The 19,961-nt window shown below is 63.2% G+C and carries 12 protein-coding genes and 1 pseudogene; 6 read left to right on the top strand and 7 right to left on the bottom strand.

The window, feature by feature from the left end:
- Positions 1–15: 15 nt before the first annotated feature.
- The 3 genes and pseudogenes from M3I56_RS41640 to M3I56_RS15305 all read right to left on the bottom strand — a co-directional run bounded on the left by M3I56_RS41640 (position 16) and on the right by M3I56_RS15305 (position 3,603).
- A pseudogene (locus M3I56_RS41640) lies at positions 16–1,124 on the bottom strand (CMD domain-containing protein).
- A 32-nt stretch (positions 1,125–1,156) separates the two neighbouring features.
- The gene (locus M3I56_RS15310) at positions 1,157–2,626 is read right to left on the bottom strand and encodes an NAD(P)/FAD-dependent oxidoreductase (protein WP_254354692.1); all 1,470 of its coding nucleotides are present in this window, start codon (positions 2,624–2,626) and stop codon (positions 1,157–1,159) included.
- A complete protein-coding gene (locus M3I56_RS15305; RefSeq protein WP_254354691.1) occupies positions 2,626–3,603 on the bottom strand; it encodes a LysR family transcriptional regulator in 978 nt (325 codons plus the stop codon). Before M3I56_RS15305 ends, M3I56_RS15310 begins: the two co-directional genes overlap by 1 nt.
- 1,114 nt (positions 3,604–4,717) lie before the next feature.
- On the opposite strand from M3I56_RS15305, the gene M3I56_RS15300 reads away from it, so the two are divergent.
- From M3I56_RS15300 to M3I56_RS15285, 4 genes are all read left to right on the top strand, one after another.
- Positions 4,718–6,004, top strand: coding sequence for an efflux RND transporter periplasmic adaptor subunit (locus M3I56_RS15300; protein WP_254354690.1), 1,287 nt, complete (start codon positions 4,718–4,720; stop codon positions 6,002–6,004).
- An 11-nt stretch (positions 6,005–6,015) separates the two neighbouring features.
- Positions 6,016–9,234 (top strand): efflux RND transporter permease subunit, encoded by a 3,219-nt coding sequence (locus M3I56_RS15295; RefSeq protein WP_254354689.1) that lies wholly within the window; start codon positions 6,016–6,018, stop codon positions 9,232–9,234.
- A 1-nt stretch (position 9,235) separates the two neighbouring features.
- Positions 9,236–10,729 (top strand): efflux transporter outer membrane subunit, encoded by a 1,494-nt coding sequence (locus M3I56_RS15290; RefSeq protein ID WP_254354688.1) that lies wholly within the window; start codon positions 9,236–9,238, stop codon positions 10,727–10,729.
- 90 nt (positions 10,730–10,819) lie between these two features.
- Entirely contained in the window at positions 10,820–13,546 is a 2,727-nt protein-coding gene (locus tag M3I56_RS15285; protein WP_254354687.1) for a glucosidase, read from the top strand.
- Between the two features lie 203 nt (positions 13,547–13,749).
- On the opposite strand, the gene M3I56_RS15280 is transcribed toward M3I56_RS15285, so the two are convergent.
- Both M3I56_RS15280 and bktB read right to left on the bottom strand, forming a co-directional pair.
- Complete coding sequence (locus tag M3I56_RS15280; protein WP_254354686.1) at positions 13,750–14,601, bottom strand: 3-hydroxybutyryl-CoA dehydrogenase; 852 nt, start codon at positions 14,599–14,601, stop codon at positions 13,750–13,752.
- A 34-nt stretch (positions 14,602–14,635) separates the two neighbouring features.
- Entirely contained in the window at positions 14,636–15,823 is a 1,188-nt protein-coding gene (gene bktB, locus M3I56_RS15275) for a beta-ketothiolase BktB (protein ID WP_254354685.1), read from the bottom strand.
- A gap of 316 nt (positions 15,824–16,139) precedes the next feature.
- Between bktB and M3I56_RS15270 the strand changes: the two genes are divergently transcribed.
- The gene (locus M3I56_RS15270; protein WP_254354684.1) at positions 16,140–16,742 is read left to right on the top strand and encodes a phosphatase PAP2 family protein; all 603 of its coding nucleotides are present in this window, start codon (positions 16,140–16,142) and stop codon (positions 16,740–16,742) included.
- A 22-nt stretch (positions 16,743–16,764) separates the two neighbouring features.
- Here the strand turns inward: M3I56_RS15270 and M3I56_RS15265 are convergent, their stop codons facing one another.
- Positions 16,765–17,418, bottom strand: coding sequence for a response regulator transcription factor (locus M3I56_RS15265; RefSeq protein ID WP_051481388.1), 654 nt, complete (start codon positions 17,416–17,418; stop codon positions 16,765–16,767).
- An 82-nt stretch (positions 17,419–17,500) separates the two neighbouring features.
- A complete protein-coding gene (locus M3I56_RS15260; protein ID WP_254354683.1) occupies positions 17,501–18,163 on the bottom strand; it encodes a response regulator in 663 nt (220 codons plus the stop codon).
- 614 nt (positions 18,164–18,777) lie between these two features.
- On the opposite strand from M3I56_RS15260, the gene M3I56_RS15255 reads away from it, so the two are divergent.
- Entirely contained in the window at positions 18,778–19,941 is a 1,164-nt protein-coding gene (locus M3I56_RS15255; RefSeq protein WP_302056856.1) for a porin, read from the top strand.
- Positions 19,942–19,961: the final 20 nt, after the last annotated feature.

Genomic DNA, 19,961 nt, shown 5'->3' with positions numbered 1-19,961 from the left:
TCCAGCGTTGACCGGTCAGGAGGCGGCTGTCGGTTCGGGAAACACGGGTTCGCCGAGATTGAGCATCAGGCGGTTCGCCCACGCGAAAATGGCAATCGAATGGATCAGGTCGAGAATTTCGGCATCCGTTAGACCGGCCTCGCGCAATGCCTGCAACTGGGCCGACCCGATCTCGTTCGGGTGCTCGGTCAACGCGGCCGAGAAGCGGGCGATCGCCTCTTCGCGCCGGGTCGTGCCGGCACTGTGAGGATCGGCGAACACCTGCCGGATCACGTCGTTGCGCCTGGCGAGCTGCTCGAAACGCTGGGCGTGCACCGACGCGCAATACACACAGCCGTTGAGCCGCGAAACCACGGTGGTCGAGAGCTCCCGTTCCGCGCGAGGCAAGCCGCCGGGCGCGTACATGATCGCGTTGAACGCGGCGGAGCGCTGTCGCAGGATTTCGGGCTGATGGACGAGAAACCGGTAGTAGTCCGAGACTTTTGCCTTGGGGTGGCTTTCCTCGAGCACGGCGATCTGACCCGTGGTGGCCTGGTCGAGGTCGACGACGTCGAGCCACGCGTCCCAGTCCAGCGCTTCGTTCGTGAAGCCGTGCGATCGGATAATGTCGCTCATGATGCACGCTCCAGCTGCTTGAGGGCTTGCAGACCCGCGACGAGGCGCGTCTGGTACGAAAGGAAGGCGATCAGCTGTGCGAGCGCGACGACAGCCGGCGTCGTCAAGCCGGCGGCGGGCAGCGTCTGCAGCGCGGCCTTGTCGCCGGCGACCGGATTTTCGATCAGCGTGCGAGTGAACGCGAGGATCGCGCGCAGGCGCGGCGCAGAGAGATCCTCGGGCGTCCCCGTTTCCACGGCGGCGAGCGTCGCCGCATCGACTTCGTGTGCGGCCAGTTCCGCGCGGTAGTGGACAGCGAGCGCCGGTGAAGGCGCGAGGCGGCTCGCGTAAAGCGCGACGAGCAACCGCTCGACTAGCGTGAGGCCTTCCAGCGCGGGGTCGAACAGCGCGTCGTAACTGCCTTGCGTCGCTTCCACCACCTTGGCGCGCTGGTGCCGCAATGCGCGGGTGGGCGAGTCGGGCGCCAGTTCGGCAACGCGATCGACGATGTCGTCAGTGTCGTATGTCATGGTCAACTCCGGAAAACGGCAGATTCACGCGCTCATTTCGCTTCGCGCTCGGCGAGTGCCGGAGGCGGTGGCGCGGGCGTCCATTCGTCGCCTTCGATTTCCGGCTCGGCGAAGGCCGCCATGTTGGCGTAATGCAATTCGACATCCTCTCGATAGAAGGTCGCGGCAAGCCCCTGTGCGAGCCGCTTCGCGCCTTCGCTGACAGCCGGGATATCGCCCGACAGCGCGCCGTGCGAGAGCGTCGCGGGCGCGCAAAAGCAGTGGATGCGTTCGAGGCCGTGACACGCGCCGGGCGTCTTTTCCTGGAACTCGAACACCGGTCCGAGGTCGGGCGAATCGGCAAGCTCGATGTCGTCGTCGCCGGCAGGCGTCGCGTAGCGGTCTTTCCACGCCCGGACGTGGCGCGCAAACGGCGCGAATTCGGGGCGGCTCGCCAGATCGATGCGAAAGCCCGTTGCGAACACAAGGAAGTCCAGTGCGAAGTCGCCCTTCGGTGTGCTGATGATCAGTCCGTCGTCTACCTGTTCAATACCAGTGATTGGCGCACCGAGGTTGAAGCGGGCGTTGGCGTGGCGCGATACGCGCAGCGTACTGCCGCGTGGCGGCGGCACCTGCTGCACGTTGATGTAGTGGCGGATGCGCCACTTCCACTCATCGGACAGCGCAGCATGGCCGTGCGTGAGGCCCGGATTGCCCGCGCCCTTGCCTTTGTTGATGCGCGGAATGTCCGCGCGGCGAATCAGCAGATCGACCGAGGCCGCACCTGCCTCCAGCGCGGTGGCCGCACTGTCCATCGCCGATGCGCCCGCGCCGATGACGCCGACGCGCTTGCCGCGCAGCGTGCCATAGTCCATGACATCGGACGAGTGGGCGTAGAAGCGGCGCGGCAGATCGCGCACGAATGCCGGCACGGCAGGGCCGCCCAGGCCGTCACGGCCCGTCGCGAGGACGACGTGGCGCGCATGGACGGTTTCGCTGCCCGCGGCGCTCGTGACAGACAGCGCGACGCTGCCGTGCGCGCCTGGCGTGATTGCGGTGACCCGGTGTTCGTTGCGCACGTCGATGTCGAGCACGTCGCGATACCAGCGCAGATAATCCATCCATTGCAGGCGCGGGATCTTGTCGAGCGCATCCCAGGCCTCTACGCCGAACTGCGCTTCGAACCACGCACGGAACGTGAGCGAGGGCAGGCCGAGCGCCGGGCCGGTCAGCTGCTTCGGAGAACGTAATGTTTCCATGCGCGCCGTGGTGGCCCAGGGCCCTTCGAAACCGCGCGGCGACTGATCGTAGATGACGGCGTCGATGCCGAGATGGCCGAGCGCGGCAGCCAGCGCAAGCCCGGCCATACCGCCGCCCACGATCGCCACGTCGATCACGGGTCGGCCTTCGAGGGTGCGTTCGGGTATCCAGCGCTTCGCGGGCAGTTCGAGCCACGCGAGATCCTCGCGCAGACGGGCTTCGAGCGCGGCGAGACCTGCGGACGACGGGGTGGTCGGATTCATTACGGCAAAGCTTCCTTGGTGGCGGGCAGATCGCCATACAGCGACTGCAGGACTTGGGCGTGCTCGGCGCTCGAGCGCAGCGCGAAATCGGGCAGCACGGCGCGGGCTGCGTCGGCGAGCGCGTCGATGAGCGTCACGGCCGCGGGGGGCAGCGCGATGGCGTCGCGCGAGATCACGCCGAAGAAATACGGAATGTCGGCGTCGATCGGGCGGATCGCGACGCCGGCAAGCGGCATGCCGTAGGCCGTGACCGGTTCGAGCACCGAGATGCCGAGACCGGCGCGAACCGCGGTCAGCGCGTTCATCGACGAATTCGTCTCGATCAGTCCGGCCGGCGCGACATCGGCCTGCGCGAACGCATGATCGAGCCGGCGGCGCAGGCGATACGGGTTCTGCATCGTGACGATGCGCCGGCCCTCGCAGGCCGACAGCGGCAGCCGGTCGGAGCGGGCTAGCGGATCGTCGTCGCGCAGCGCCGCAACGCACGCGGATTGCCCGATCCAGTGCACGACCACGCCGCGATGTTCAAGCGGCAGGCTCGCCACACCGATGTCGGCCGCGCCGGTCAGGACATCGTGCACGACCTGTTCGGGGGCCATGCTGCGCAACTGGATCGTCTGCGCGGCGACAGCGAGATCGGTGCGCGCGAGCGCGACGGGCACAAGGCCGGCGGCGAGGGCTGACGTCGCGGCAATGCGCAGCGGGCGGCTTTCGCCGCGGCCAATTTCGCCGGCACGCTTGCGTATCTGTTGCACGCCCGTCAGCACGTGCTCGACGTCCTCGTAGAGCAGGATGCCTTGCCCGGTCGGCGTGACGCGCGGGCCGTTGCGCGTGAACAGCGCATAGCCGACCTCGGTTTCGAGCTCCTGGATCAGCCGCGTGATCGCCGGCTGCGAGCGCCCCAGCAGGCGGCCGGCGGCGGTGACGCTGCCGGTCGTGATCACTGCGGCAAAGGCTTCGAGCTGGCGTAGTTCCATCTTCCGGTTGGTGTCGAGATGCACAAGAATGCAGAAATCACATTCTGACGCGGTAAGAATACGATTTTCAAATAATTGATCTACCTATCGTTATTCCGGAAGAGGGGTTTCCCCTAACGAGGGGCAGTGGTATCCGGTCGGTGGCCTTCGCTTGGCACACGACCTACACTCTTTGAGACGGCGACGGGACGGTGATCAACGCTTCATCGATCATGCGCCAGTCACGTTTTGGCAGAACCTTCGGGAGACCGCCATGAAGATCGTATTGCTAGTGGCTTGCTCAATCATCAGTTCAAGCGCATTTGCGGAATGCGCGACCAATAACCGTGGACAAACAGTCTGTGGCAATGGGTCCTCCGCGGGCGGTTACAACCGGAATACGGGCACCGCCTGGACATCCCAGACGAATCAGAACGGCGTTCGGACGACCCAAAACAATCGTGGCGGCGAGGCGAAGACGGCCAACGGAAAAGGCGTCGCGCGTGGGCCCGGCGGCACGACCTGTTATCGGACAGCGAATAGTCACGGTTGCAATTGACAGCGTCCGGCCACACTCCCGGCGTGGCTTTCAACTTCAACGGTTGAGGAAAGTCCCATAGCCGGTTTGCGCCGCCCTCCTGACCTGGGCTTGCCGCGTGGCGGTTGCATTGGCAACCGCTGCGTCTTCGCCGTGAACAGCAAGAGGCTGAACAGCAAGAGGCGTGCTCAGCGGGATATCGGACCAAAGTCTCATTGTTTTTGCCCCGGACCGCTACCAAACTTCACGACTACGAGCGCCGTGACAATCCGGCGCCGATACCAAAGCGCCGGGTGGCGCCGGTGGCGCTTTCGAGCGCGCCGCGTGCGCGGCACCCCAGCCAGTAGACAAAAAGTCATTCCGGTGTTCGCGCAAATCATCGGGACACGATGTATCGAGGAAGTCATAACCGGCGTGGGCAATTGTCCGGGAGCGGCAAGTCGGCTGGCCCCGTCCTGCCTCGGCCGGCGTCGCGTCTAGCGTAGTGTGCGGATCCTTGCCGATCCGGATCGCGAACAGTAAGCGGGCAACGAAGAGGTGACCATGGCGCGCGTACCGGGGCGATGCGCAGGTCCAGCGCGTTGCGGGAGGCCATTCATGAGCGGACCGTTCTTTCCCGAGCATCGACCGTTACCCCGGGTTGCGGCACGCCGGGACCGCCTGCCGCTAATCTTCTTCGCCATTGCGCTGACGCTCTTCGCCGGCTGCAAGAAGGCATCGGGGCCGCCGGCGCTCGGCGCGCCGGAAGTCACGGTGATGACGGTCACGGCTCAGGACACCCCGGTCCAACTCGAGTTCACCGCGCAGGCACAGAGTTCGCGTGAAGTGGAAATTCGGGCGCGCGTGGACGGCTTTCTCGACCGGCGGACGTACTCCGAAGGCGACAAGGTGAAGGCTGGCCAGACGATGTTCCTGATGGATCCGAAGCCGTTTCAGGCCGCGCTGCAAACGGCGCGGGGCGAACTTGCGCAGCAGCAGGCGCGGCTCACGGTCACGCAGCAGAATCTTGCCCGGGTCAAGCCGCTTGCCGCGCAACAGGCATTGAGCCAGAAGGATCTCGACGACGCGATCGGCAACGAGAAGCAGGCCCAGGCCGCGGTGATTTCCGCGCAAGGGCAGGTGGAGACGGCGGAGCTCAACCTCGGCTACACGACGATCAAGTCGCCGCTGGATGGTCTCGCGAGCTATGCGAGACAGCAGGACGGCAGCTATCTGATCGCCAATTCATCTGGGCTCCTTACCTTTGTCTATCAGCTCGATCCGATCTGGGTGAACTTCAGCATTTCCGAAAACGAAATGCTGCACTTTCAGGACGAGATTGCGGCGGGCAAGCTGCTCTTCCCGCCGAACAGCGAGTTCGTGGTGGCGGTGATACTCGCCGATGGCACGGAATTTCCCCAGCACGGCACCATCAGCTTTGCGAATCCGGCGTTCAGTACCGACACGGGCACGTTCCTCGTGCGGGCCTCGCTTGCAAACCCGAAGGGTACGCTGCGGCCGGGGCAGTTCGTGCGCGCGCGCGTGTCGGGCGCCACGCGGCCGAATGCGATCCTCGTGCCGCAACGCTCGGTGCTGCAGGGCGCGAAGAGCCACTTCGTCTGGGTCGTGGACAATGAGTCGAAGGCGAAGCAGCGAGTGGTCGAAGTCGGCGACTGGAGCGGCGACAACTGGTTCATCAACGATGGCCTGAAGGCCGGCGAGCGCATCGTGGTGGACGGCGCGATCCGCGTCGTGCCCGACGTGCCGCTCAAGATCGCCGGAACGCTCCCTTCGACCCAGACCGGCGGCAAAACGGTCGTGGAGAAGGGCGGTGCGTCGGCGCCGCAGGTGAGCGGGGGCGAGCGAGCGATGGCGCCGGCCAAATCCAGCGGCGCGTCGCAGTAAGGGGCGACTCGATGAACATCTCGCACTTCTGCATCGACCGGCCCATCTTCGCGTCCGTCATCTCGATCGTGATCACGCTCGGCGGCGCATTGACGATGCTCGCGCTGCCCATCGCGCAGTATCCGGACGTTACACCGCCGCAGATCACGGTCTCCGCGACCTACCCAGGGGCCAGCGCCGACGTCGTGGCGAACAATGTGGCCGCGCCGATCGAGCAACAGGTCAACGGTGCGGACAACATGATCTACATGTATTCGTCCGGCTCGTCGACCGGCAACTACACGCTCAACGTGTTCTTCGGCATCGGCACCAATCCGGAGCTTGCCCAGGTCGACGTGCAGAACCGCGTGAACCTCGCGCTGCCGCAGTTGCCGCAGCAGGTGCAGTCGCAGGGCGTCCAGGTCCAGAAGAAGTCGAACGCCTTCATGATGGTGATCGCGATCTACTCGCCGGACGAGCGCTTCGATCCGACCTATATCGCGAACTACGCGAACGTCTACGTGCTCGACACGATCAAGCGGATTCCGGGTGCGAACCAGTCGTCGATCTTTGGCACTCCAGATTATGCGATGCGGATCTGGTTGAAACCCGATCGCATGGCGCAGCTCGGCATTACCGCCGGCGACGTGCAAAACGCCGTACGCGGCCAGAACCAGCAATTCGCGGTCGGCACCGTCGGCCAGGCGCCAACCGGCAACCCGGTCGAGCAGTCGTTCGCGGTGACGACCACCGGGCGGCTCGCGACGCCCGCCGAGTTCGACAACATCATCATCCGCGCAGCGAGCACCGGCGCCGCGATCGTCCGGCTGAAAGACATCGGCCGGGCCGAGCTGGGTCAGAAGAGCTATTCGAACCGCACCACCTACCAGGGCAAGCCGGCGACGATTATCGCGGTCTACCAGCAGCCGGGCGCGAATGCGCTCGACGTCTCGAAGCAGGTGCGCGAGACGCTCGCGGAGCTCAAGAGTTCGTTTCCTGAAGGGCTCGACTACCAGGTCGCGATGGACACGACGGAGTTCACGCGTGCGTCGATCGCCGACGTGGTCCATACCTTCTTCGAAGCGCTCGTGCTGGTGGTGATCGTCGTGTACGTGTTTCTGCAGAGCCTGCGCGCGACGCTCATTCCGGTGCTGGCCGTCCCGGTGTCGATCGTCGGCACGGCGATGGGGATGGCGGCGCTGGGCTTCTCGATCAACATGCTGACGTTGTTCGGGATGGTGCTCGCCATCGGCATCGTCGTGGACGACGCCATCGTCGTGATCGAGAACGTCGAGCGCAACATGACCGTCTTCAAGCTCAGTCCGAAAGAAGCGGCCAAGCGGGCGATGGACGAGGTGTCGGGCCCGGTCATCGCCATCGTGCTCGTCATGTGCGCTGTGTTCGTGCCGGTTGCGTTCCTTGGCGGCATCACCGGACAGCTGTACAAGCAGTTTGCGATCACGATTGCGATTTCGGTGGTGTTCTCGGGCATCGTGGCGCTCACGCTGTCTCCGGCGCTTGCCGCCATCCTGCTCAAGCCCACGCACCATGAGAAAAAGGGCTTCTTCCGGTGGTTCGACCATCAGTTCGAGCGCATGACGGCCGGCTACGGGCGCGCCGTGCGGTTCATGATCCGGCGCTACGTGCTGGGCCTCCTTGTTTTCGGTGCCGTGATCGTGCTTGCCGTCATGATGGGGAAGTCGATCCCAGGCGCTTTCCTGCCGCCCGAGGACCAGGGCTATCTGCTTGGTGCGATCATCATGCCCGACGCGGCGAGCCTCGACCGGACCGCGGACGTGGGCGACAAGGTCACCGACTATTTCATGAAGCAGCCCGCGGTCAGCAGCATCACGATCGTGAACGGCTACAGCCTGCTGGACAGCCAGAACAAGAACAACGCGGGCACGTTCTTCGTCGGCCTGAGGAGCTTCGACGAGCGGTACAAGTTCTCGAACATCCGGGAGCAAAACGCGCGCGCCGTGCTGATCAAGGCTTATGAAACGCTCTCGAAAATTCAGGAGGGCCTCGTCATACCGGTGAATCCGCCGTCCATTCCGGGTCTCGGTACGACGGGCGGCAGCGAGATGTGGATCGAAAGTCACGGAGACGGCTCAATTCAGCAGCTCGCGGGCGTTGTGCAGGACTTCATCGCGAAGGCGAGGGCGCGCCCCGAGCTGACCGGCGTGACCACGACGTTCAACGCGAGCTCGCAGCAGTTGCTCGTCAACGTCGACCGCGACCAGGCGGAGACGCTCGGCGTGCCGGTCGAAGAGGTGTACAGCGCGATGCAGACGATGTTCGGCTCGCTTTACGTGTCGCAGTTCAACAAGGACGCGCGGCTCTGGCAGGTGATCGTTCAGGCCGATCCGCGCTACCGGCTCACGCCCGCCGACCTCGACCAGATCTACGTGCGCAGCCGCTCGAACAACATGGTGCCGATCAAGGCGGTGATGACTTACAAGTACGCCACGGGCCCCGATCTGATCACGCGCTTCAACAACTTCCCGGCGGTGAAAATTACGGCGAACGCGGCGCCGGGCTACAGCTCGGGCCAGGTGATCGGCACCTTGAAGGAACTCGCCGCGCAGATGCCGCCGGGCTACGCCGTCGGGTGGAGTGGCGAGGCGTTCGAGGAAATCAAGTCGGGTTCGACCGGGGGGCTCGTGTTCGTGTTCGGGATCATCATGGTGTTCCTGATCCTCGCCGCGCAATACGAGAAATGGTCGCTGCCGGTCGGCGTGCTCATGGCGGTGCCATTCGCGCTTTTCGGCGCGCTGCTCGCGATCCTGCTGCGCGGCCTGAACAACGACGTGTACTTCCAGATCGGGTTGACCATGCTGATCGCGCTCGCCGCGAAGAACGCGATCCTGATCTTCGAGTTCGCGGTGCTGAACCGGGAAGCGGGCAAGACACCGTACGACGCCGCGCTGACCGCCGCGGAAGAGCGCCTGCGGCCGATCGTGATGACGTCGCTTGCGTTCATCCTCGGCTGTGTGCCGCTCGCCATTGCGCTCGGCGCCTCGCAAAACAGCCGCCATTCGATCGGCACCGGCGTGATCGGCGGGATGCTGGGTGCGACCGCGATCGCCGTGTTCTTCATTCCGATGTTCTACTGGGGGATCGAGTCGCTTGGTTCGCGCAAGGGCGGCGGCAAGGACACACCCGTGGCTGGCAGCGGAACGCCGCCGCCGGTATCCGGCGGCTCGGGCTCGCCGACCGTCACGCCGTCCGCGCGGCACAAGGACGATTGACATGCGCGCCGCTGCCTTCGTGCGCATCGCCGCGCCGGTCCTCCTCATCGGCTTGTTGAACGGCTGTCTGCTCGGCCCCAACTACGAGCGGCCGAAAGTGGCCGTGCCGGCGACGTACCGGTTTGCGTACCCGGAAGTGGCCGACGTCGCCAACACCACATGGTGGGAGCAGTTCGACGACCCGGTGCTGAACGACCTGGTGAAGACCGCGCTCGAGAACAACCTCAACGTGAAGCAGGCGGCCGCGCGTGTCGACGAGTTCATGGGCCAGTTCGTGAGCACGCGTTCGGCGCTGTTCCCGCAGGCGAGCGTCGGTTTCAGCGCGGCGCGCGAGCGCGCATCGCAGGACGGACCGACACCGATACCGGCCGGCGTCTCGCCGGTCTTCAACGAATTCCAGCCGAGCATATCGGCCTTCTGGAACATCGACCTGTTTGGTCAGGTACGACGCGAAACCGAGGCGGCACGCGCCAACGTGAACGCGGCCGAACAGAGCCGCCGCGCGACGATTCTGACGCTCGTCGCGTCGGTCGCGACGTCCTATATCACGCTGCGCAGCCTCGATATGCAACTCGAAATCGCACAGAGCACGACCGCGAGCCGCGCCGATTCCGTGCACGTGTTCACACTGCGCCAGCAGTTCGGACAGACTTCGGATATGGAGCTTGCCCAAAGCCAATCGGACTATGCGGCGACGAAAGCGACCATCCCGCAACTCGAGCAGCAGATCGGGCAGCAGGAAGACGCGCTCTCGGTCCTGCTTGGCAGCAATCCGGAGCCGATCCTGCGCGGCCGCGCGCTGGTGGATCTCTCGACGCCCGCCGTGCCTGAGGGCATGCCGTCGGAACTGCTCGAACGCCGGCCCGATCTGCTGCAGGCCGAGCAGAACCTGATCGCGGAAAATGCGCTGATTGGCGCGGCGCGCGCGCTGTATTTCCCGCAGATCTCGCTCACGGGGCTGTTCGGCTCGGTGAGCACGCAGTTCTCCAATCTCTTCACCGGACCTGCGCGCGTGTGGTCGTTTGCCGGCTCGGCCGTGATGCCGATCTTCACGGGCGGCAACATCTACGGTCAGAACAAGCAGGCCGAGGCGCGTCAGCAGGAGGCGTTGTTCGCCTACGAAAATGCAATTCGGGTGGCGTTCCAGCAGGTCGACGACGCGCTGCTCGCCGTGCAAAAGTCACGCGAGCAGTTCGAGATCGAGACCCAGCAGGTCGGCTCGCTGCGCAAGTATCTGCGGCTCGCGCGGCTGCGTTACGAGGGCGGCTACACGAGCTACCTGGAGGTGCTGGACGCCGAGCGCAATCTGTTCAGCGCCGAGCTGCAGCAGACGCAGACCCGGGCCGCGACGCTGACGAACCTCGTCAGCCTTTACATGGCGATGGGCGGCGGGTGGGTCGTTCAGGCGGAGCAGATGAGCGTGCCGCAACCGGCGAGCGGACCGCCGCCGGCGCAGCCCGCAACGCCGGAACCCGTCGCGCAGGTGCCGCAGTGATCCTGGGGGGCCTCGTGCGCGGCCACAAATGCGAGCGCAGGCCCATCACTACGGTAATTCACGACTATCTCGCGGATCGGGAGGCGAGGCATGTGCCCTGCAATCGTCGACGCAGCAGAGGAAAGGCGTCTGAACGAGTCGCGTACCGCGCAGCTGCCGTGGAAGAAGTGGGGGCCGTATCTCAGTGAGCGTCAGTGGGGGACGGTCCGCGAGGACTATAGCGGCGACGGCGACGCCTGGCGTTATTTCACCCATGATCAATCGCGTTCGCGTACCTACCGATGGGGAGAAGACGGGATCGGCGGTCTCTGCGACGACAAGCAAAGGTTGTGTTTCGCGCTTGCAGTCTGGAACGGACACGACCCAATCCTGAAGGAACGCCTCTTCGGTCTGACCAATAGCGAAGGCAATCATGGCGAGGACGTGAAGGAGTACTACTTCTATGTCGACAGCACGCCCACGCACTCGTACATGAAGTATCTGTACAAATATCCGCAGCGGGAATATCCATACCAGGATCTGGTCGAGACAAACGGAAAGCGTTCGCGTGGTGAACTCGAGTACGAACTGCTCGATACCGGCATATTCGATGACGACCGGTATTTCGACGTGTTCGTCGAATACGCGAAGGCGGCCCCAGAAGACATCTTCGTGCGCGTCACCGTGCACAACCGGGCAAGGGAAGGGGCGCGGCTTCGCGTCCTGCCAACGCTGTGGTTCCGCAATACCTGGTCGTGGGGCTACGACGATTACAGACCTTCGCTATGCGAAGCAGATTCGGGCGTGATTCGCGCGACGCATCGGGAACTGGGTGAGTACTGGCTTTATTGCGATGGCGAAACGGAACTGCTCTTCACGGAAAATGAAAGCAACGCACGGCGTCTGTGGAACCAACCCAACGCTTCACCCTATGTGAAGGACGCGTTCCACGCGTATGTCATTGACGGGCAGCGCGACGCCGTGAATCCGGCGAGGGCGGGAACCAAAGCTGCGGCGCATTACGCATGCGAGGTCCCCGCGGGCGGCGCCGCGACCATCAGGCTGCGCCTGAGCGCTGTCAGGCTGGACAACGCCTTCGATGACTTCGAGAGGACTTTCGACGATCGCGTGACCGAGGCGGACGCGTTCTACGAACGTATTGCGCCAACGGTACTGACCGACGATGAGCGACGCGTACACCGTCAGGCGTTGGCAGGCATGTTGTGGAGCAAGCAGTATTACTACTTCGATCTCGAGCGGTGGTTGCGCGAGCACCAGAGCCATCCATTGCTCGAAGCCAGCCAGCATGCAGTGCGCAATACCGAGTGGTTCCCTATGCTGAACGCCGACGTGATCTCCATGCCGGACAAATGGGAGTACCCCTGGTTCGCAGCGTGGGACCTGGCGTTTCATACGATCGCGCTGGCCTCCGTCGATTTCGATTTTGCCAAGGAGCAGCTGCTGTTGATGCTGCGTATCCTGTATCTTCACCCAAGCGGGCAGATCCCGGCCTACGAGTGGAACTTCAGTGACGTGAATCCCCCCGTGCATGCCGCCGCTACGCTCTGGCTCTACAAGTATGAGAAAGCGTTGGGACGCGCCGATCCGCGCTTTCTCGAGCGCTCGTTCCAGGGCTTGATGCTCAATTTCAACTGGTGGGTCAACCGTAAGGATCCTTCGGGTCGAAGCGTCTTCGCCGGAGGCTTTCTTGGACTCGACAACATTGGCGTGTTCGATCGCAGCGCTCAGCTTCCCACGGGGGGTTCGCTCGAGCAGGCGGATGGCACTGCGTGGATGGCGTTTTATTGCCAGAGCATGCTGGAGATGGCCATGCTCCTGGCCGAGCACGACCCCATGTACGAAGAGATTGCGTTCAAGTTCGTCCAGCATTTCATGTGGATTGCCTACGCAATGAACCGGCTTGGAGACCAGCCGGACGACATGTGGGACGAGCAGGACGGATTCTTCTATGACCTGTTGCGTCTGCCTGACGGCCAGACGATGCGCCTGAGAGTCAGGTCGATGGTCGGCTTGCTGCCGCTGTGCGCGTCGACGGTTTTCGAGGCCGATTCAGTCTCGCGCTGTCCGAGACTCATGGAGCTGATCGCCCAGTTTCGAAGTCGTTACCCCGAGTTGCTTGCCCATGTGGCCCCGACCGATGCTGGCTTCATCGGCCATAGAGACCGCAGACTCCTGTCGATCCTGAATACGCGGAAACTGGAGCGCGTGCTCGGATACCTGCTCGACGAGAACGAATTCCTCGGGCCGTACGGTATCCGGTCGCTGTCTCGCTACCATCTCGACCATCCGTACACACTCAACGTGGGCGGGCAGGAATACAAGGTGCAGTATCTGCCGGCGGAATCGAATACCGGCATGTTCGGTGGGAACTCGAACTGGAGGGGGCCGGTGTGGATGCCGGTGAATCTCTTGATCGTCAGGGCGCTGACGAATCTTTACGGCTTTTTCGGTGACGAGTTCAAGGTTCAATGCCCGACGGGATCCGGCCAGATGATGACTCTGTTCGAGGTGGCGCAGGAGATCGTCCGCCGTCTGACGGGTACGTTTCTTCGCGGCGTGGATGGTCGGCGCCCGGTTTATGGCGGGACAGGCAAGTTCCAGGACGACCCGCATTGGCGTGACCTGATCCTGTTCTACGAGTATTTCCACGGCGACAACGGTGCGGGGCTAGGTGCAAGTCACCAGACGGGTTGGACTGGGCTTGTTGCGCCGCTTCTGGATCTGTTCAGGCGCATCGACGCACAGACCGTTCTGGAAAGCGACCGCTGGCGTGTGAAGGCAGGTGTCGTCGGGCAGCAAATGGATGAGGGGCGCTGAGGGAGTCGGGTATCCAGAGCGCGCCGCTGGAAGGTTAGCCGACGCTGCCCGTGGGCCATTTTTCCGCGCGAACATTATTTTACATAATGCAAATTATCGCAGTTTTATAATGTTCGCAAACGTCTAAACTCCTTGCATTACAGATCACCAATGACCTCGACGCCCGCGGGCTGACCGCCCGCGGAACCTCCGCGACAATCTTTCTAGCCGTAACGATACACCCCGCGCCCAGTCTTCCGGCCCAGACGTCCTGCGGCCACCAGTTCACGAAGCAGCGGGCACGCGCGGTATTTCGAATCGCCGAAGTCATTGTAAAAAACGTCCATGACCGAAAGCACCACATCGAGTCCAACGAGATCGGCAAGCGCAAGCGGCCCAATCGGCTGATTCGCTCCGAGACGCATGCCGGTATCGATATCCTCGGCTGGCGCGACGCCTTCGGCGAGCAGGAAGAAAGCCTCGTTGATCATCGGCACGAGAATGCGGTTGACCACGAAGCCCGGCGAATTGCGTACGCTGATCGGCGTCTTTCCGAGCCGCAACGTCAGCTCGTGGACCGCCTCCGCTGCGGCGCTACCGGTTTCGAGGCCCCGGATGATTTCCACGAGCGGCATCAACGGCACCGGATTGAAGAAGTGCATGCCGACGAGGCGCGACGGGTCGGCAAGCGCGGCGCCAAGCGTGGTGATCGAGATTGAAGACGTATTGGAAGCGAGAATGGCGTCGGGACGCGCGACTGCTTCAATCTGCTTCAGGATGCGCAGCTTCAGCTCGAGGTTTTCGGTGGCGGCTTCGATGATCAGCCCAGCAGCACCGAGCCGCTGATAAACCGTGGATGTCTCGATGCGCGCGAGCGCGGCATCGCACGCCGCCGCGTCCAGCTTGTCTTTCGCAATGAGCCGATCGAGGCTTCCCTTCAGCGCGGCGAGACCTTTGTCGAGCGCGGCTTCGCTGACGTCGACCACGATCACTCGCAGGCCAGCGAGCGCGGCGACCTGCGCGATGCCGGAACCCATCGTCCCGGCGCCGACGATTCCCAATGTTTCGATTTGCATGGCTTTATATGGCGCGCCCGAAGGCGCACTCAACTTACTGGACGTTTTCGAAAATGGCGGCGATCCCCTGCCCGCCGCCAATGCACATCGTGACGAGCGCATAACGGCCACCAATGCGCTTGAGTTCGTGCAGCGCCTTCACGGCAATCAGTGCGCCGGTCGCGCCAATCGGATGGCCGAGCGAAATACCCGAACCATTGGGGTTCACCTTTTCAGGGTCGAGACCCAGCTCCTGCGTGACCGCGCATGCCTGGGCGGCAAACGCCTCGTTCGACTCGATCACGTCGAGGTCCGCGACGGACAGTCCTGCGCGCTGCAACGCAAGACGCGTAGCCGGCACCGGGCCGATGCCCATGTAAAGCGGATCGACGCCCGCGTGTGCGTACGCCACGAGTTTCGCCATCGGCGCGAGGCCGCGCGCCTCGGCCGCTGCGCGCGACATCAGCAGGACGGCTGCGCCTGCGTCGTTGATGCCGGAAGCGTTGCCAGCCGTGACCGTACCGTTTTCTTTCGCGAATACGGGCTTGAGCTTCGCGAAGTCGTCGATCGTTGCATCGTGACGCAAATGTTCGTCGGTGTCGAAGACGGTCTCGCGCCCTTTCACCGTGCGCTTGACCGGCACGATCTGGCTGGTGAAGCGGCCCTCGGCGATCGCTCGCGCCGCGCGGCGATGCGACTCAAGCGCGAGATGGTCCTGACGCTCGCGCGTGATGCCGTAGCGGCCCGCGACATTTTCGGCCGTCACGCCCATCGGCACGGCGTGGAAAGGATCATTGAGCGCGCCCAGCATCATGTCGATGAGGCGCGCGTCGCCCATCCGTGCGCCGAAGCGCGCCTCGGTCGAGATGTACGGCGCGCGGCTCATGTTCTCGGCGCCAGCGCCGATCGCCACCTCAGCATCGCCGAGCAGAATGGTCTGGGCGGCGGAAACGATCGCCTGCAGGCCCGAACCGCACAGCCGGTTGACGTTGAACGCAGGCGTCGATTCGGGAATGCCGGCGTTGATCGCGGCGACGCGAGACAGGTAAAAATCCCGCGGCTCGGTGGCAATCACGTTGCCGAACACCACATGCCCCACGTCCTTTGCCTCGACGTGGCTTCGCGCGAGCAGTTCGCGCACGACGATTGAACCGAGTTCGGTTGGCGGCACGTCTTTCAGGCTGCCGCCGAATTTGCCGATCGCGGTCCGCACACCGCCTACCACCACGACTTCCCTGCTCATATGGATTCCTCAATTATCTGTTTGCCGCCTGCTAAGCGCCGGCACAGCCTGTTTCTACGCCTGGTCCCGACCCGTTCAGGAAGTCCCGAGGGCGTGCCGTGGCAATCCTAGCGCCAACAGGTGCCGGACAGACTGATCAAACCGGCCGACATACTGACAAAACTGGCCATGTCATGCCGTCCACGCCGGCCCGACCATGGATCCCGGTCGCCCCTGTTAAGGTTTCGTTAAGGGGCCGGTGCGTAGAATCGCCTCTGACAACCCGAACCACTTGCCAGCGGTCACGCAAGAACGGGCATGAAAACAGAGGGCCCCTATGGATGCAGTCGAAACGTTGAACCGAAGCATTTTTCTCGCACTCAATGCCACACCCGCAACGCCGCATGGGCTCATTGCTGCGGGCACGCTGATCGCGGACTATGCGATCCTGCTGGTCCCGGCCATGCTGGTGGCACTATGGCTGACAGGCTCGGACGAGCGCCGCGCGTTGGCCGTGCGCGCATGTCTTGCCGGCTTGCTGGCCCTCGGCATCAACCAGCTGATCGGTCTGGCGTGGTATCACCCCCGCCCTTTCGTTAGCGCAATGGGCCATACGTTTCTCGCCCATGCTCCCGATTCTTCGTTTCCTAGCGATCATGTGACGTTGCTTTTCGCAGTCTCGTTCACCTTCCTGTCCGGCGGGAAGCGTGGAATCGGCTTGCTTGCCTTGATCGTCGATATCGCCGTAGCCTGGGCTCGCATCTTTGTCGGGGTGCACTGGCCATTCGACATGATCGGCGCGGCGTTCGTCGCCTGGCTGGCCTGCATGGTTGGCAGCCCGTTCTGGCGCATTGCGGGCATGGCGATGACCCGCGCGTTGATCGCGCTGTACAGGAAAGTTCTCGCTGTACCGATTGGCCGGCGGTGGTTACGGCCTTAGTGAGAAGTGAGCCGTGCCTGCGTCACGCGGCCTGGCGCATCCGATAGCCCACGCCTCGTATCGTCACGATCTTCTCCGGGCCAAGCTTGCGCCGCAAGCCGTGAACGACGACATCGACGGCGCTGCCCGAGGCCGCGCGCGTGCGTCCAAACAGATGCAGCGCCAGCTCCGAACGCGAGAAGACTCGCATGGGCTCGTTGACCAGTGCAGTCAACAACCGGTATTCGCTCGGCCTCAAGGTCACCGGCATGTCGTCGAGCAGTACCAGATCGTCGAGTTGGTTCACTGTCAAATTTCCCAGCACCACCGGGCCTTGCACGCGATGCGGCCGCCGCATCAAAACGCGAACCCTCGACCTCAGATCTTCGAGATCGAACGGCGTGATCAGATAGTCGTCGGCCCCGCCATCCAGCACGACCATCGGACTCGCCAGCAGACCGCGTGGAATCAGTGCGACGACCGCGGCATTTCCACCGAGCCTGCGATAACGGCGCAACAGCTCGAACGCGTCCACGCCAGATTCGCCGAAAGCGAGCAACACGATGTCGTGGCATCGATACCGCAAACTCAGTTCTGCTTCGTATTCGCTGCTCGCCCAATCCACCTCGTATCCCGCGAGGTGCATTTGCGTCACGACCTGCAGCGCGATTGAATCGTCGTCATGGACCAGTAGCATCCTCACATGGGTCTCCAGCCACCGGGATGGCATTGTCGCTGCGTCATGCGCAACCGTCTTTCCAGGCCACCGCGCGCCTGCCTCACGCGAGTGTCCCGATGCGATAACCCACGCCGCGCACGTTCAGGATAGCGTCTACCCCCAGTTTGCGGCGCAGATTGTGGATATGCACCTGGATGGCGTTGCTCTCGATTTCCTCGTTCCATCCGTACATCCGTTCTTCGAGTTGCGCCGGCGTGACGACGATTGCCGGATCGCGCATCAATTCATGAAGCAGCGCGAACTCTCGCGTCGTCACCGATACTTCCTTGTCACGCAACCACACACGGTGTTGCGCAGGATCGAGCCGTAGCACGCCCACCTGCAGCGACGACTGCACACGCCCCGTTCGATGGCGGCTCAGAGCGCGCATGCGCGCCAGCAGTTCATCGAGTGCAAACGGTTTGACGAGGTAGTCGTCGGCACCTCCGTCGAGGCCGGCGACTGCGTCCGGACCGGCGTTACGCGCTGTCATCACAATCACGGGCGTCGCATCATTGCGCCGCCGCAATCTCGCGAGCAGCGTCAGTCCGTGATTCCCGGACGACCCAATATCGAGCAGCACCAGACCATACGAGGTCGTTCGAAGTGCAAGCATGGCCGTTTCGACATCATTCGCCCAATCGACGGCAAATCCCTCCTTGCGCAACCCGCGTTTCAACCCACCGTCTATCGAGGCGTCGTCTCCCACCACCAGTATGCGCATGGCGCTCCCCGTTGTTCACTCCTGTGCTGCACATAAAGTGGGTGAGGCTACCGCCGCCAACCTTAAGGGAAGGTTAACGCTCTAGCTCGCCGAATGTTTGAACAACAGCAGGCGCTCAGTGAATTCCCTGACCGTCGCCCCCTTGCGTCGAATCGACCGGCGAACACCGCTCTCTTCTCTTTACGTTTTCCTTCATCCGCTTCTTGCGCAAGCTCGTGCCGTGCGCAAGCAGACGCAGCCAGTGCGAACCGGCGTCTGCCTTTTCCCACGGCGCTTTCCAGCGTTCAGGCATGCAGGCCTTGTCAGGAAACGGTCAGGTTAAGACGGTCGCGCCGTAACCTTCAATCATTTAAACGGCTTTCAGACATAACGAACCTTTTATCGTGCACATAAAATTATTCGATTATCCGAAAGCTGGGCACGCCGTCAAAGTTCGACCCGGGACAGCCGATGCCCGCCTCGCATCCCCGCTGGACAGCACGCACCGCAGCGCACCATCCCTGGCGCCAGACAGGGTGACTCGCGTGGATCCGCAGGCCTGCCGCCCTGGCGCCGGGCACCAGCCCTAAGCACTGAATTCTTCATTACGCACTTCGCACTACAAATTATTATTAATGAAAGGAGAGGTTGTGAGACATTTCGGGTCAGGCTTTATTTGCGTCGGAGTACTTACCGCATTCTCATCCGCTGCCGTGCATGCACAGAGCAGCGTCACGCTATACGGTTCGCTCGACGAAGCCGTCGCCTGGTACAACAACACCGGCGGCCATTCTCTCGTGGCCATGCAAAACGGCGACAACGCAGCGACGTATTGGGGGCTCAAGGGCAAGGAGGAACTCGGCGGCGGTCTGAACGCGATCTTCACCCTGGAAAGCTCGTTCGACATCACGCATGGATCGCTTTCCGGCGGCCGTCTTTTCGGCCACCAGGCCACGGTGGGACTTTCTGACGATGCCTATGGCACGGTGACGATGGGACGCCAGTTCGACCCGACGGTCGACCTGATCCAGCCGATCACCGGCGACAACTTCGCGGGCCCGGTTTTCACCACCCCAGGCGACGCCGACAACAACGACAACTCGGCGTGGATCAATAGCTCGATCAAGTACGCGAGCCCCACTTACGCCGGCTTCCAGTACGAGTTGATGTACGGCGTTGGCGGCATTGCCGGCAATACGACGGGCGGTCACGCGTATGGCGCCGCCGCCGCGTACAACAACGGCGGCCTGACGCTTGCCACCGGCTATCTGTTCATGAAGAACGACGTGAACGGCAACGGCGCGGCGGACCTCATTCAGAACAACTCGGTGACGCCGCTTTACGGGGCGACGCCGATGTTCGGTTCGCGGCAGATCTTTCAGGTCGCCGCCCAATACGTCATCGGCAACCTCACCGCCAACATCCGGTACAGCAACGCGCAGTACAAGCCATACACGGACTACGGCGCGTTCAACCGCACGCAGACCTTCAACGTTGGCGGCGCGGCGCTTCAGTACCAGTTCAGTCCCGAACTGGCCGCCGCGCTCAACTATGTGTACACGCACTCGAGCGGGGCCTCGTCGGCGACGTACAACAACTTCGGCGTGAACGCCACCTACGCGTTGAGCAAGCGCACGAGCTTCTATACGGCCGTGGCCTATTCCCACGCCAGCGGCACGACGTTCAGCGAAGACGGCTCACAAATCGTCGCGGCGGGCGGCACGGTGGGCGATCTTGCGGCGAGTTCGAGCACACGCTCGCAAGTCGTGACGATCCTCGGCATCACGCACAAGTTCTGACCTCGCATCCAGGCCAGTCG

The sequence above is a fragment of the Paraburkholderia sp. CNPSo 3281 genome (genome assembly GCF_024206515.1).
GTDB lineage: Bacteria > Pseudomonadota > Gammaproteobacteria > Burkholderiales > Burkholderiaceae > Paraburkholderia > Paraburkholderia nodosa.
Note: the sequence above shows the minus strand (reverse complement) of the source record. Positions and strands in the feature narration are given on the sequence as shown.

Bases quoted from the DNA above. Each gene is read 5' to 3' on its own strand.
- bktB (WP_254354685.1), bottom strand. From the start codon at position 15,823: ATGAGCAGGGAAGTCGTGGTGGTAGGCGGTGTGCGGACCGCGATCGGC.
- M3I56_RS15270 (WP_254354684.1), top strand. From the start codon at position 16,140: ATGGATGCAGTCGAAACGTTGAACCGAAGCATTTTTCTCGCACTCAAT.
- M3I56_RS15300 (WP_254354690.1), top strand. From the start codon at position 4,718: ATGAGCGGACCGTTCTTTCCCGAGCATCGACCGTTACCCCGGGTTGCG.
- M3I56_RS15295 (WP_254354689.1), top strand. From the start codon at position 6,016: ATGAACATCTCGCACTTCTGCATCGACCGGCCCATCTTCGCGTCCGTC.
- M3I56_RS15260 (WP_254354683.1), bottom strand. From the start codon at position 18,163: ATGCGCATACTGGTGGTGGGAGACGACGCCTCGATAGACGGTGGGTTG.
- M3I56_RS15280 (WP_254354686.1), bottom strand. From the start codon at position 14,601: ATGCAAATCGAAACATTGGGAATCGTCGGCGCCGGGACGATGGGTTCC.
- M3I56_RS15255 (WP_302056856.1), top strand. From the start codon at position 18,778: ATGAAAGGAGAGGTTGTGAGACATTTCGGGTCAGGCTTTATTTGCGTC.
- M3I56_RS15305 (WP_254354691.1), bottom strand. From the start codon at position 3,603: ATGGAACTACGCCAGCTCGAAGCCTTTGCCGCAGTGATCACGACCGGC.
- M3I56_RS15290 (WP_254354688.1), top strand. From the start codon at position 9,236: ATGCGCGCCGCTGCCTTCGTGCGCATCGCCGCGCCGGTCCTCCTCATC.
- M3I56_RS15285 (WP_254354687.1), top strand. From the start codon at position 10,820: ATGTGCCCTGCAATCGTCGACGCAGCAGAGGAAAGGCGTCTGAACGAG.
- M3I56_RS15265 (WP_051481388.1), bottom strand. From the start codon at position 17,418: ATGCTACTGGTCCATGACGACGATTCAATCGCGCTGCAGGTCGTGACG.
- M3I56_RS15310 (WP_254354692.1), bottom strand. From the start codon at position 2,626: ATGAATCCGACCACCCCGTCGTCCGCAGGTCTCGCCGCGCTCGAAGCC.